Origin of the sequence: Bradyrhizobium diazoefficiens, assembly GCF_016616885.1 — a bacterium.
Lineage (GTDB): Bacteria > Pseudomonadota > Alphaproteobacteria > Rhizobiales > Xanthobacteraceae > Bradyrhizobium > Bradyrhizobium diazoefficiens_F.
Window position 1 is genome coordinate 595,989 of the sequence record NZ_CP067102.1, and the last position, 12,275, is coordinate 608,263.

General features: G+C 63.8%; 15 protein-coding genes. 8 read left to right on the forward strand and 7 right to left on the reverse strand.

What is annotated here, in order from left to right:
• Positions 1–326 precede the first annotated feature (326 nt).
• Positions 327–1,490, reverse strand: coding sequence for a hypothetical protein (locus JJC00_RS02780; protein ID WP_200471241.1), 1,164 nt, complete (start codon positions 1,488–1,490; stop codon positions 327–329).
• A gap of 340 nt (positions 1,491–1,830) precedes the next feature.
• Here JJC00_RS02780 and JJC00_RS02785 point away from each other — a divergent pair, with 340 nt between their 5' ends.
• Positions 1,831–2,451 carry a LuxR C-terminal-related transcriptional regulator gene (locus tag JJC00_RS02785; protein ID WP_200471242.1) on the forward strand — a complete coding sequence of 207 codons (621 nt, stop codon included), beginning with the start codon at positions 1,831–1,833 and terminating at the stop codon, positions 2,449–2,451.
• A 41-nt stretch (positions 2,452–2,492) separates the two neighbouring features.
• Here the strand turns inward: JJC00_RS02785 and JJC00_RS02790 are convergent, their stop codons facing one another.
• From JJC00_RS02790 to JJC00_RS02810, 5 genes are all read right to left on the reverse strand, one after another.
• Complete coding sequence (locus JJC00_RS02790; RefSeq protein WP_200471243.1) at positions 2,493–2,741, reverse strand: hypothetical protein; 249 nt, start codon at positions 2,739–2,741, stop codon at positions 2,493–2,495.
• Between the two features lie 98 nt (positions 2,742–2,839).
• Positions 2,840–3,217 carry an Hpt domain-containing protein gene (locus JJC00_RS02795; protein ID WP_200471244.1) on the reverse strand — a complete coding sequence of 126 codons (378 nt, stop codon included), beginning with the start codon at positions 3,215–3,217 and terminating at the stop codon, positions 2,840–2,842.
• Between the two features lie 146 nt (positions 3,218–3,363).
• A complete protein-coding gene (locus JJC00_RS02800) occupies positions 3,364–4,059 on the reverse strand; it encodes a Crp/Fnr family transcriptional regulator (RefSeq protein WP_200473960.1) in 696 nt (231 codons plus the stop codon).
• A gap of 123 nt (positions 4,060–4,182) precedes the next feature.
• Positions 4,183–4,422, reverse strand: coding sequence for a hypothetical protein (locus tag JJC00_RS02805; protein ID WP_349643529.1), 240 nt, complete (start codon positions 4,420–4,422; stop codon positions 4,183–4,185).
• A 562-nt stretch (positions 4,423–4,984) separates the two neighbouring features.
• The gene (locus tag JJC00_RS02810; RefSeq protein ID WP_200471245.1) at positions 4,985–5,284 is read right to left on the reverse strand and encodes a hypothetical protein; all 300 of its coding nucleotides are present in this window, start codon (positions 5,282–5,284) and stop codon (positions 4,985–4,987) included.
• On the opposite strand from JJC00_RS02810, the gene JJC00_RS02815 reads away from it, so the two are divergent.
• From JJC00_RS02815 to JJC00_RS02840, 6 genes are all read left to right on the forward strand, one after another.
• Positions 5,283–8,228, forward strand: coding sequence for a hybrid sensor histidine kinase/response regulator (locus JJC00_RS02815; protein WP_200471246.1), 2,946 nt, complete (start codon positions 5,283–5,285; stop codon positions 8,226–8,228). The genes JJC00_RS02810 and JJC00_RS02815 overlap by 2 nt on opposite strands.
• Positions 8,229–8,250: 22 nt before the next feature.
• Complete coding sequence (locus JJC00_RS02820) at positions 8,251–8,721, forward strand: chemotaxis protein CheW (protein ID WP_200471247.1); 471 nt, start codon at positions 8,251–8,253, stop codon at positions 8,719–8,721.
• Between the two features lie 36 nt (positions 8,722–8,757).
• On the forward strand, positions 8,758–9,147 hold the full coding sequence (locus tag JJC00_RS02825; protein WP_200471248.1) for a response regulator: 390 nt from the start codon (positions 8,758–8,760) through the stop codon (positions 9,145–9,147).
• A 34-nt stretch (positions 9,148–9,181) separates the two neighbouring features.
• Positions 9,182–10,048: a CheR family methyltransferase gene (locus tag JJC00_RS02830; RefSeq protein ID WP_200471249.1), complete on the forward strand. Its 867-nt coding sequence runs from the start codon at positions 9,182–9,184 to the stop codon at positions 10,046–10,048.
• A gap of 2 nt (positions 10,049–10,050) precedes the next feature.
• Positions 10,051–10,368, forward strand: coding sequence for a PilZ domain-containing protein (locus tag JJC00_RS02835; RefSeq protein ID WP_200471250.1), 318 nt, complete (start codon positions 10,051–10,053; stop codon positions 10,366–10,368).
• Between the two features lie 140 nt (positions 10,369–10,508).
• Entirely contained in the window at positions 10,509–11,012 is a 504-nt protein-coding gene (locus JJC00_RS02840) for a response regulator (RefSeq protein WP_200471251.1), read from the forward strand.
• Positions 11,013–11,066: 54 nt separating this feature from the next.
• On the opposite strand, the gene JJC00_RS02845 is transcribed toward JJC00_RS02840, so the two are convergent.
• On the reverse strand, positions 11,067–11,384 hold the full coding sequence (locus JJC00_RS02845; protein ID WP_200471252.1) for a hypothetical protein: 318 nt from the start codon (positions 11,382–11,384) through the stop codon (positions 11,067–11,069).
• Positions 11,385–11,547: 163 nt separating this feature from the next.
• Between JJC00_RS02845 and JJC00_RS02850 the strand changes: the two genes are divergently transcribed.
• Positions 11,548–12,183, forward strand: a complete 636-nt coding sequence (locus JJC00_RS02850) for a response regulator transcription factor (RefSeq protein WP_027533503.1) — start codon at positions 11,548–11,550, stop codon at positions 12,181–12,183.
• Positions 12,184–12,275: the final 92 nt, after the last annotated feature.

Sequence of the window (12,275 nt, forward strand, 5' to 3'; positions counted from 1 at the left end):
TTCAATGCAGCATGCGATGCATCGGAGAATAGGGGCGACAGGTTCCGTCCACGAATTCATTTTCGCGCGATGCGCGCATGTTCCGGCGTCGCGCGTGACAGTTATGCGACAACTCGCCCGGCTGCCGAGCCGACAAGTGTGAAGCACCTCACATGCGTATTGCGACACCTGCGCTATTGGTCCGACTAGCCGGTGGTGGGCTGTTAGGGATTGCAGCTATGACGACGCGGCGGATGATCTATTGGTGGTTCAGGTTCGTCATGTCAGGGCGATTTCTCGATCGCTTCCTGTGCCTGCCGCACGCGCCCGAATAGCCCCAAGGAGAATCAGGTGGCCCCGATCAATTTGCGGAGCGCCGCCGCGCCGTCCTGCACGGCGTCGCGGCCCTTCCAGGCCAGATAGCTCAGCTTGCCGCCCAGCGTCTCTTGGCTGCGCAGCCGGCGTGATCCCAGGATGTGACCGACATTGGCGGGGAAGCGGCTGACCTCGGCCGACACGAGCGCCGCAATGGCGTCCATCAGTTGCTGAAGCCGGACGCCCCATTGGCTCTGCTCGATGCCGTCGATGCGAAGCTTGAGCGCATGTTCGGCGTCGTAGATTTCGGTGAGCAGGTCGCGTGCGACGAGGAAACGGTTGTGGCGGAGTGCGATCCGCAGGGCGATGCGCTTGTCGTCGAGCCGGTCGAGCACCATGGGAACGACGCAGGCATAGGGCGCCGCGGCAACCTCGGCAGCGCTCTTGCTCGCGGCCGCCTTGGTCGCAAGGTATATGAGTTGCCAGAATGTCTTCAGGCGCCTCGCCACCAGCGTCAGTGCAAAGGGCAGCGCATCGGCATTGGCCCTCCTGAAGGCGTCGAGCTGCGCGGTGATCTGGGCGACCTGGCCGTCGTCGAATTTCGTGATGGTCTCGGGCAGCTTCTCGTTGAACTTGGGCAGCGCGCTGCCGGCGCGCAGCACTTGCTGCATCTTCTTCACGTCGTCGAAGGCGGTGCGCGAAGCCGTGTATTGCGCGAGCTTGCCGCGCGCGAATTCGGTGCTCTCGGCCGAAGCGAGCGTGTTCTCGAGCACCTTGACGACCTTGACCTGAAAGGTCGTCGCGATCTTCAGCGCTTCCTTGGGATTGTTGGCGGTGACCTGGTCGTTGATCGCCTTGACGTAGTCGCGGGCCATGGTCGGCAGCAGATCACGGCAGATCCATTCCCAGATCGGGGTGAGCGTGTTGCGCGAGATGCGTCCCGCATTGGCGTGCTCGGGCGCGCCGTCGATCAGCAGCAGCTCGAGCGGTGCGAAGAAGTAGCGCGAAGGGCTGGTGGCGCGCGCCTGGGCCGATCCGTCCTTGCGGAACTCGGCGCGCAGCTTGGCCTGGACGCTGGCCGAGCCCGGCATGTCGATGCCGCACAGTTCGAGGCGCTCGAGTTCGCTGAGCAGACAGCTGCGCGACAGCGGCGTCAGCTTCTGCAGGAACTCCGAAAGCTCGTCGACCTCGTCCATGGCACGCAATCTCTCGCAACGATTCCAGCAGGCCTTCCGGCCCAATGCATGGAGGCATTTGCGCGCTCTCAATTGTGACAAAGAGAAGCAGGTCGCCGTTAATTTATCGGTAAAATCCGGGGGCGCCGCGGGCGGGCGCGGCAGCGATCGTTAAGAAGGCGTTTGCCGTTCTGCCTGCGATTTAGGCAGGAATATCAACCCTGACAGAGCCAACCATGCGGGGATGCAAGCACAAATTGTGCCGATGCCGGCTTTTCGGCACAGAACTGACAAAATTACCGTAGTCTTACGGAGCAGAAAGTTAATCACAGATCGCCCCCGGTTCCGCTAAACGAGTCACATGGGGTCACAGAACGATACGGTTGCTGATTCGCGGCCGTCGGAATGGTTCGAAAGCAGCACTGCTCCGGCCGAAGAGCTGGATTTCGTCCGGCTGAACGCCGCCCGTGCCAAGGCGGCCGACGAGATGGCCGCGGCCATCGCCCGCGAGCTCAACGGTCCGCTGACCGCACTCCTGCTCTACATGGGCGAGATCAAGCACCACAGCGACCAGCTCGCGCCTGTTTCGGCTGACCGCGCCTATTTGCAGCAGGTGGTGCAGAATGCACTGGCGCAGACCGAGCGCGTCTGCGGCCTGGTCAAGCAGCTCGCCGGCTCCCACAAGGGCGCGTTGCCTGCGCCGCCCACGACCGAGGATGCCGAGATGAAGGCCGGCCGCGCGCTGCCGGCGCCGCGCGGGACGGGCTCCGAACTGTCGAGCCTGTCGGGCAAGCGGCTGACCAGGCGTGAGCGTGAAGTGCTGCGGCTGATCAGCGAAGGTTTTTCGAACAAGCAGGGGGCGCTGCGGATGCAGATCAGCCCGCGCACCTTCGAGAGTCATCGGGCCGAAGCGATGCGCAAGCTCGGCGCGCGCAACACCGCGGACCTCGTCCGCGCGGCGCTGCTGCATTCGATCGATTGAGGCTGTGGTCTCGCGGCGCCTTCGCGGCGGCGCGGTCGTGCCTAAAAATAGTCTTCGGCAAAGGGGCGCACGCGCGAATTGGGCCGCAATGCCTTCGGCTCTTCCTTCGGCGCATTCGGGATGATGGTGATGGTCCAGCGCGGCGGGATCGTCGAATCCTGCTCCAGCACCGAGCGGACAAAACCCGTCACCGTGGATTCGCCCGCCTTCACCGTGGCCATCCGGCCGTTGAACTGTGCGATGCGGAAGCGACGGACCTCTTTCTGATCCGCAGTCTCATAGGTGAACATGGAAACCCTCCTGGTTTCCGGCGACTATCGCCACCTATGATTAGTCATCGGTGAAAATTGCAAACCGTATAAGTACGGCGGGGTGCAGGTGGGGATGGTCAGCCCAGCGATTCCTGCGCCTTCGCGGCGGTGAAGGCCTCATCCATCTGCCGCAGCAGATCGCTGAATTCGGCGTCGTCGAGGGTGTCGGCGGTGCTCTCGAGCCGCAGCGCCAGCGTCGCGAGCCTGACATAGCCGAACGTCGTGGCCGTGCTCTTCAGCGAATGCGCCTCGCGCGCGATCCGGCCACGATGCTGGCCGAGCCCGAGCGTATGAAACAGCTCGAGCCGCGCGCTCGTCTCGCTCCAGAACACCGCGCGCACTTCACGGGCGCCGTCCTCGCCGATCTCGCGCACCAGCACGTTGAACGCGCCGGGCTCGCGCAGGGGCGCGGTATCGAGCGCGCCCTGCGCGGGCGCGAAAGCGGCGTCGAACATGGCGTTCCGGTCCCCGTGCTGCGCGTCGCGGGTGCGAGGCGTCCGGGACACCTACGCCATTTCGATTTCGGTTCTGGTCACGAGATGTGCGGTGTTTGCAGGCGGGATTAAGCACTTGCTTTACCATCCGACCGCCCGCGCGCGCCTCAGGGCCCAAGCAGCCGGTCGTACTGGGCCTTGACCGTGGCATAGCATTCGCACGCCGTCTGGCGCAGCCCATCCAGATTGAGGATCTGGATGTGTCCGCGGCTGTAGTGGATGAAATCGGCTTGCTGCAAGGTATTGGCGACCAGCGACACGCTGTTGCGCCGCGCCCCGATCATCTGCGCCATGGCCTCCTGGGTCAGCAGCAACCGGTAGTCGCCCGACAGATCATGGGTGTGCAGCAGGCAGCGTGACAGCCGCGCCTCCACCGGATGCGCCGCGTTGCAGCCCGCCGTCTGCTGCACCTGCGCGTAGACCGCGAGCCCGTGGCGCGTCAGCAGCGTCCGCAGGGTGGAGCTCTGTTCGGCCGCGATGCGCAGCCGGTCGAGGTCCATTACCGACGCGACGCCGGGAACCAGCACGACCGCGGTGTTCAGCGCTTCGGCATCGCCCATGGTCGAGAGTGTCCCGAGCAGGCTGCCGCGGCCGACCATGGCCACCTGCACATGCTCGCCCTTGGCAAGTTTCACGACCAGCGAGATCACGCCACGGTGCGGGAAATAGGCGCGCTCGAGCGTCTCACCGGTTTCGACCAGCACGGCGTCGTGCGGCAGGTCGACCGTGCGCAGATGTGCATGGATCAATTCATAATCGTCTGCCGACAGTGCCGACAGGAAACCGTTGGATGGGCGTACCATCGTTTCCAAATCTGCCTCCCGTCTCATCCCGCCGGTGGAACGCCCGCCACCGAATCCGCTATTTCCTGCACGGGTAAGTTCCATCATGTTCGCGGCGGGATATTTTGGCAATTGGTTCATTGGTCACGGCTGCGGTCCCCCCATCGCTTGATGCCGATTGGTGTGCACACCGGCATGCAGTCGGCACATCGTGCGGAAAGTAACATCGTGCGGAAAGTAGACGTGTCGCAGCGCTGCGCCTGCTTCACCCAAGACAGCCTCTCTGACCAATTCAATCGTGATGAGATGAGGACGCAACATGTCGAAGTCGGCAGCGTCGAGCATTTGCAGCAATCGGTTGGGCGGTGGTCCGCTTGCGATCATGCAGGATCATCCAGCGTTCGACGGGACGTCGGCGCCGACATCTGGTTTGCCCGCCAAAATAAATCTATCTTAATGGTTGTGTTGTTGTCCATATACCCGTTGAGGGGCAGACAGCTTGCCGCATTTGCGGCGGAAATAGAAAAAGGAACTGCGTGCTGATTCGTGCGTGCGACCGGCGTGCCAGTCCTGTGTCATTGGCCGGGAATGAGCGGCAAGGGGGACTTCATGAGCTGGAAGCGCGCAATCGATCGCAGACATTGCATCCGCATGTCCGTCGGTCGTCCGCCGATCCGCATCATTTTGCTTCTTCGTCGATCCTTTTCAGCCATCAGCAATCGCTTCGCGCCATTGCGTAGCCTGGCCGCAGATCTTGCGTTCGTCCCGTTCGCACGGCCGACTGTGCGCGCGGAATCGCGGAAACGAGAAATTCGTACGAACACGGCGTTATTGTCCGCGACGCTCGTGAGGTAAGAGTCCGTTTACCGCGAGCGCAGTCCTTGTGAGCCTCAGCACAACATCGAGAGACGGTCGCACACGCGATTCCGATCGCGCGTGATTTGAGTCAATTCGCGCGAACCGTGCATATCTCCCCATTTTGGCGGGATTTTTTTGCGCATGTCATGCCGCTGTTATCGGCGCGTTTACCTGTTGCGAATCCGGCCCGATGCCGCGCGCGGGATTTGCCGACAACCGCAGCCTCGCGCGGTCGAACAGCAAACTTCGCTTCAATATCCGTATTAGCACGGAGGATGAAATTAACGGGACCGTGAAATGGGTTGTCTAACGATCTAGGGAGCGGACTTCCGCCGACTCCAAGCGCGGCGCAGGCGTCGAGGTCCAGCTCAGTCAAGGCGTAGTTCATGGATGATCTGTTGCGGGAGTTTCTGACGGAGACCAGCGAGAGCCTGGACACCGTCGACAATCAGCTGGTGAAGTTCGAGCAGGAGCCGAACAACGCCAAGATCCTGGATAACATCTTCCGCCTGGTCCACACCATCAAGGGTACGTGCGGCTTCCTCGGGCTGCCGCGGCTTGAAGCGCTGGCGCATGCCGGCGAGACGCTGATGGGCAAGTTCCGCGACGGCATGCCGGTGACGGGACCGGCGGTGACGCTGATCCTGTCCTCGATCGACCGCATCAAGGAAATTCTCGCAGGGCTCGAGGCGACCGAAGCCGAGCCCGAAGGCAACGACCGCGATCTCATCGACAAGCTCGAAGCGATGGTCGAGCAGGGCATGGCGGCTATGTCAGCGTCGGCGCAGCCGATCGCCTCAGGCTCGGCGCAGCCGATGCCGTCAGGCTCGGCGCAGCCGATGCCGTCAGCGTCGGCGCAGCCGATCGCCTCAGGCTCGGCGCAGCCGATCGCCTCAGCCGGTGCCGCCGCGCCCGTTGCGGAAGCGCCGCCGCTGGTGCCGGAAGCGCCCGCCGCCGCGGCGCCCGCGCCCGCCAAAGCGATGAGCACGGGCACGCTGATCGACCAGACCCTGGAGCGTCCGCTGCGTCCGGGCGAGGTCTCGCTCGACGATCTCGAGCGCGCCTTCCGCGAGACCGCGATCGAAGCGCCGGTGCCCGCGCCGGTCGCCAAGGTTGAAGTGAAGGCTCAGCCCGCGCCGGCTGCTGAAGCGCCGGCCCCCGCTGCCAAGGAAGCTGTGAAGGAAACTGCCAAGGAAGCTGCGAAGGCGCCCAAGGAGAAGGCCGCGCCGAAGAAGTCGATGGCCGACGAGGGGGCCGCCGAAGGCGACCGCGTCGCCAACCAGTCGATCCGCGTCAACGTGGATACGCTGGAGCATCTGATGACCATGGTCTCCGAGCTGGTGCTGACCCGCAACCAGCTGCTGGAGATCTCACGGCGCAACGAGGACACCGAGTTCAAGGTGCCGTTGCAGCGTCTCTCCAACGTCACCGCCGAGCTGCAGGAAGGCGTCATGAAGACGCGCATGCAGCCGATCGGCAATGCCTGGCAGAAGCTGCCCCGCATCGTCCGCGACCTCTCGAGCGAGCTCGGCAAGCAGATCGATCTGGAGATGCACGGCGCCGACACCGAGCTCGACCGCCAGGTGCTCGATCTGATCAAGGACCCGCTCACCCACATGGTGCGCAACTCCGCCGATCATGGCCTGGAGACCCCCGCCGAGCGTCTGGCCTCCGGCAAGGGCGAGCAGGGCACCATCCGTCTCTCCGCCTATCACGAGGGCGGCCACATCATCATCTGCATCGCCGACAACGGCCGCGGCCTCAACACCGAGAGGATCAAGGCCAAGGCGATCTCCTCAGGTCTCGTCACCGAGGCTGAGCTGGAGAAGATGTCGGAAGCCCAGATCCACAAGTTCATCTTCGCCCCGGGCTTCTCGACCGCGGCCGCCATCACCTCGGTGTCGGGGCGCGGCGTCGGCATGGACGTGGTCCGCACCAATATCGACCAGATCGGCGGCACCATCGACATCAAGTCGGTCGCCGGCGAGGGCTCCTCCGTCACCATCAAGATCCCGCTGACCTTGGCGATCGTCTCGGCGCTGATCGTGGAGGCCGCCGGCGACCGTTTTGCGATCCCGCAGCTCTCGGTGGTCGAGCTGGTGCGCGCCCGCGCCAACTCGGAGCACCGCATCGAGCGGATCAAGGACACGGCCGTCCTCAGGTTGCGCAACAAGCTCTTGCCGCTGATCCATCTGAAGAAGCTCCTCAAGATCGACGACGGTGCCGCCTCCGATCCCGAGAACGGCTTCATCGTGGTCACGCAGGTCGGCAGCCAGACTTTTGGCATCGTCGTCGACGGCGTGTTCCACACCGAAGAGATCGTGGTCAAGCCGATGTCGACGAAGCTCCGTCACATCGACATGTTCTCGGGCAATACCATTTTGGGCGATGGCGCGGTCATCATGATCATCGACCCCAACGGCATTGCCAAGGCGCTCGGCGCCGCCGGCTCCTCGGCCCATGACATGGCCGACGACAATGGTGCGCACCACATCGGAAGTGGCGAGCAGACCACCTCGCTGCTGGTGTTCCGCGCCGGCTCGTCCCAGCCCAAGGCGGTTCCGCTCGGGCTCGTCACCCGTCTGGAAGAGCTTCCGGCCGACAAGATCGAGTTCTCCAACGGCCGCTACATGGTGCAGTACCGCGAGCAGCTGATGCCGCTGGTGGCGATGGAGAGCGTCACCATCGCGTCCCAGGGCGCGCAACCGATCCTGGTGTTCGCCGATGACGGCCGCTCCATGGGTCTCGTCGTCGACGAGATCATCGACATCGTCGAGGAGCGGCTCAACATCGAGGTCGGCGGCTCGGCTAGCGGCATCCTGGGCTCGGCCGTGATCAAGGGCCAGGCCACCGAGGTGATCGACGTCGGCCACTTCCTGCCGATGGCGTTCGCCGACTGGTTCACCCGCAAGGAGATGAAGCCGTCGATGCACTCGCAGGCGGTGCTGCTGGTCGACGACTCAGCCTTCTTCCGCAACATGCTGGCGCCGGTGCTCAAGGCCGCCGGCTACCGCGTCCGCACCGCGCCGACCGCGCAGGAGGGCCTGGCAGCGCTCCGCGCCCAGAGCTTCGACGTGGTCCTGACCGACATCGAGATGCCCGACATGAACGGGTTCGAGTTTGCGGAAGTGATCCGCTCCGACAGCAATCTGGGCGCGATGCCGATCATCGGCCTCTCGGCGCTGGTGTCGCCGGCCGCGATCGAGCGCGGCCGTCAGGCCGGCTTCCACGACTATGTCGCCAAGTTCGACCGTCCCGGTCTGATCGCGGCGCTGAAGGAACAGACCGCGGGCGCCGCCGGCGCCTCCGATCTGAGCCGGGCAGCGGCCTGAGCCGGACCTGAGGAGACACGATATGAGCAAGAAGATGCAAACCGGCGAAGGCGCCATGGTCGAGTACGTCACCGCGATGATCGGCGGCCAGCTGTTCGGCCTGCCGATCTCCCGCGTCCAGGACGTGTTCATGCCCGAGCGCGTCACCCGCGTCCCCCTGTCCTCGCGCGAGATCGCGGGCGTGTTGAACCTGCGCGGCCGCATCGTCACCGTGGTCGACATGCGCGCCCGGCTCGGCCTGCCCAAGCCGGAAGACGGCAAGACGGCGATGGCGGTCGGCGTCGACATGCGCGGTGAATCCTATGGCCTCCTGATCGACCAGATCGGCGAAGTGCTGCGCCTGTCCGAAGACGGCAAGGAAGACAACCCGGTCAACCTCGACCCCCGCATGGCCAAGCTCGCCGGCGGCGTCCACCGTCTCGACGGTCAGCTCATGGTCGTCCTCGATGTCGATCGCGTCCTCGAGCTCGCGCCCGAGATGATGGCGGCCTGAACTTCCACGAAAGAGATTTAAAGCCGGAGAACCAAGATGAAGACCTGTTTGGTGGTTGACGATTCCAGCATCGTTCGCAAGGTCGCCCGTCGCATCGTCGAGTCGCTGGGCTTTCAAGTCATTGAAGCGGAAGACGGCGTCGAGGCGCTGGTCCATTGCAAGAAGGCAATGCCGGAAGCCATCCTGCTCGACTGGAACATGCCTGTCATGGACGGCTTCCAGTTCCTGGGCACGCTGCGCCGCATGCCCGGCGGCGAAGAGCCCAAGGTCGTGTTCTGCACCACCGAGACCGGCATCGACCACATCACCAAGGCGATGGGCGGCGGTGCCAACGAGTACATCATGAAGCCATTCGACAAGGACATCGTGATGGCGAAATTCCAGGAAGTCGGGCTGATCGAACGCGAAGAAGAGACAGCTGTCTGAAAATACACCTGCCAGTAGCGTCAAGAGGTACCCTGTGAATTCGCCCGACTACGAGTATCTGCGTAAGTTGTTGAAAGAGCGCTCCGGTCTCGACCTGTCCTCCGACAAGCAATATCTGATCGAAAGCCGCCTGCTGCCGCTGGCGCGCAAGGCCGGGCTGTCCGGTATCCCCGAGCTCGTGCAGAAGCTGCAAGGCGGCTCGATCGCGCTGATCACCAGCGTGGTCGAAGCCATGACCACGAACGAGACCTTCTTCTTCCGCGACAAGGTCCCGTTCGACCATTTCCGCGACACCATCATGCCGGAAGTCCTCAAGGCCCGTGCCGGCCGCCGCAGCGTGCGGATCTGGTGCGCCGCAGGCTCGACCGGGCAGGAGCCCTATTCGCTTGCGATGACCCTGAAGGAGATGGGCGCGGCGCTGACCGGCTGGCGCGTCGAGATCATCGCGACCGATCTCTCACAGGAAGTGCTGGAGAAGGCAAAGGCCGGCGTCTACAGCCAGTTCGAGGTGCAGCGCGGCCTGCCGATTCAGCATCTGGTGAAGTACTTCAAGCCGAATGGCGAAACCTGGCAGATCAACCCCGAGCTGAGGGCGATGATCCAGCACCGGCAGCTCAATCTGCTGCAGGATTTCTCCCACCTCGGCACGTTCGACGTCATCTTCTGCCGCAACGTGTTGATCTATTTCGACCAGGAAACCAAGATCAACATCTTCAACCGCTTGGCCCGCCAGATCGAGCCCGACGGCTTCCTGGTGCTCGGCGCGGCCGAAACCGTGGTCGGACTGACAGATACGTTCAAGCCGATTGTGGATCGCCGTGGCCTCTACAAGCCGAACGATCCACGTGCGGCGGCGGCCGTCGCCCCGGCGCCGCGGTTGGCGGCGATGGCAGGACGATAAGAATGGCCGAGGATGGCAAGGGCGCAGAGCGCGTCACATTCAGTCGGGGTTATGATGTCTGCATCATGGCCATCGACGGCACGTGGCGGCGCGACTGCACCCTCAATGCGATTTCCGACACCGATGCCATCCTCACGGTGGAAGGCTCGATCCAGGGGTTGAACCTCAAGGAGTTCTTCCTGCTGCTGTCGTCCACCGGCCTTGCCTATCGCCGCTGCGAGCTGGTGCGCGTCAACGGCGCCGAGATGGACATCCAGTTCCTGCGCGGCAAGAACCGCAAGAAGCGCGGCGCGGCCGGCGGCCATGATGCCGCGGCCTGATCCGCGCGCAGCTGCGATCGCCGCTCCGGACGCGTTGCTTTATATTTGCTGAAACAACCGGGTGAATTTGCTTCAGCCGCTTTACGTGGCCTAAGCGCGTACCGTGTATCAATGGCCGGTCGCAATTTCAGGGTCCGGCCATGCCAAGAAGCTCTCTCTCCCCCATCCCGTCAAACCTGCCCGACGTCGCCGAGCGGCGCGCGCTTCAGCTCCTGGTGGTCGATGACGACGCCACGCAGCGCAGCCTGATCACGGTTGCCGCCAAGCAGGCCGGCCACGAAGTCGCCGTCGCACCATCGGTTGCGGAAGCCATCGAAAAGCTGCGCGCGGCGCGTTTCGACTGCGTGACGCTCGATCTCGTGCTGGAGGATGGCGACGGCGTCGACGTGCTGCGCGAGATGGCGGCGGCGAAATTCACCGGCTCCGTGATCGTGATCAGCGGCATGGACGGCAAGCGCCGCAGTGCCGCCCGCAGCTTCGCCCGCTCCGTCGGGATCGAACTTCAGAGCCTGCCGAAGCCGCTGGATCTTGCTGCGCTGCGCATCAGCCTCGCCAATCTCGGCAAGACGGCGATGGGCCTGCCGACGATCCATACCTGGGGCGGCGTCGCGACTGACGCGATCGTGGAGCGGCACCGCGCCTGAGGCGCGGAGCTGCCATGCAATCGGCTGAGGCAAATCGGCCGCGCCGATTGCGGCCTACGCGGCGTCGCCAGATTCCGACAGCTTTTGAAGGGCGTGGCCGAGCTCCGCCCGGCAGGTGTTGAGGGCAGCACTCGCCATGGCATAACGGGGCGTGACGTCGTCGAGCACGACGATCTCGGTGGAACCCGAGATAGCACTCAAGATAGCGCTATCGTCGTCCGGCTCCATATCTTTCGAGGTCATGGCAGCGTCGATCAGACGTACACTGATCTCGATGCGCGCGATCAGGGAACGAAGTTCGGCTGCGATCAGCTGACGGCTGTCGGTTTCAGCCATCGCGGCGAGTGGGGGTGTGCCGGCATAATTTAGCATGGATATTTTCCCTCCCCCGCAATAAGGCACCTCAGCGCTACTTGTGCGTTAAGTTCATGTCCCGTACAAATGCGGTGGGCCGAAAGCCATAACGTTAGGCGCGGACGCGAGTCCTTGAATGCCGGACGTACTTGGCAATCGACTTGGCGAATGGACATGGCACATGGTCGAACAAACCTCCCGTGGTGAGATCTTCGTGGTCGATGACGACCCGGCTGTTCGCGACACCCTGTCGATGGTGTTGAAGGCGGCGGGTTATGAGGTGATCTGTTTTGCGGACGGCGCAGCACTGCTCTCCGTTGCGCGAAGCCGCACGCCGGCCGCCGTTCTGCTCGACGTGCACATTCCGGGAAAGTCGGGCCTCGATATTCTCAAGGAGCTGCACGGCGAAGACTATCCTGCGCCGATCTTCATGATCTCCGGCCAGGGCGACATTGCGATGGCGGTGGGCGCCATCAAGAGCGGCGCGCTCGATTTCATCGAGAAGCCGTTCCGCGGCAGCGAGATCGTCGGCCGGCTGGACGAGGCGATCGGCGCTTATGCACGCCGGCAGTCGGAGAATGCGTCGCCGAAATTCGGCTCGCTGCATTTCCCCGGACGTGAGCCGCTGACCCGCAGGGAGCGCGAGGTGCTCGAGCAGTTCGCTGCCGGTGCCTCCAACAAGGAGGCCGGTCGTACCCTCGGCATCAGCCCGCGCACCATCGAGGATCACCGCGCCAACATCATGAAGAAGCTCGGCGCCCGCAATGCCGCCGACCTGATCCGGATCGTGATGACCGCGGCCCAGCGCGCGTCGTAAGGCTCGGTTGCATCGCGGACATTTCTTTCGTCATTCCTGGGCGATGCGGAGCATCGAACTATGGTGCGCGATTGCGCACCTGAGAATCTCGA

Coding starts and splice junctions, on each gene's coding strand:
- JJC00_RS02810 (WP_200471245.1), bottom strand. CDS start 5,284: ATGAACTACGCCTTGACTGAGCTGGACCTCGACGCCTGCGCCGCGCTT.
- JJC00_RS02850 (WP_027533503.1), top strand. CDS start 11,548: ATGGTCGAACAAACCTCCCGTGGTGAGATCTTCGTGGTCGATGACGAC.
- JJC00_RS02805 (WP_349643529.1), bottom strand. CDS start 4,422: ATGATCGCAAGCGGACCACCGCCCAACCGATTGCTGCAAATGCTCGAC.
- JJC00_RS02790 (WP_200471243.1), bottom strand. CDS start 2,741: ATGTTCACCTATGAGACTGCGGATCAGAAAGAGGTCCGTCGCTTCCGC.
- JJC00_RS02800 (WP_200473960.1), bottom strand. CDS start 4,059: ATGGTACGCCCATCCAACGGTTTCCTGTCGGCACTGTCGGCAGACGAT.
- JJC00_RS02840 (WP_200471251.1), top strand. CDS start 10,509: ATGCCAAGAAGCTCTCTCTCCCCCATCCCGTCAAACCTGCCCGACGTC.
- JJC00_RS02845 (WP_200471252.1), bottom strand. CDS start 11,384: ATGCTAAATTATGCCGGCACACCCCCACTCGCCGCGATGGCTGAAACC.
- JJC00_RS02780 (WP_200471241.1), bottom strand. CDS start 1,490: ATGGACGAGGTCGACGAGCTTTCGGAGTTCCTGCAGAAGCTGACGCCG.
- JJC00_RS02835 (WP_200471250.1), top strand. CDS start 10,051: ATGGCCGAGGATGGCAAGGGCGCAGAGCGCGTCACATTCAGTCGGGGT.
- JJC00_RS02795 (WP_200471244.1), bottom strand. CDS start 3,217: ATGTTCGACGCCGCTTTCGCGCCCGCGCAGGGCGCGCTCGATACCGCG.
- JJC00_RS02815 (WP_200471246.1), top strand. CDS start 5,283: ATGGATGATCTGTTGCGGGAGTTTCTGACGGAGACCAGCGAGAGCCTG.
- JJC00_RS02785 (WP_200471242.1), top strand. CDS start 1,831: ATGGGGTCACAGAACGATACGGTTGCTGATTCGCGGCCGTCGGAATGG.
- JJC00_RS02820 (WP_200471247.1), top strand. CDS start 8,251: ATGAGCAAGAAGATGCAAACCGGCGAAGGCGCCATGGTCGAGTACGTC.
- JJC00_RS02825 (WP_200471248.1), top strand. CDS start 8,758: ATGAAGACCTGTTTGGTGGTTGACGATTCCAGCATCGTTCGCAAGGTC.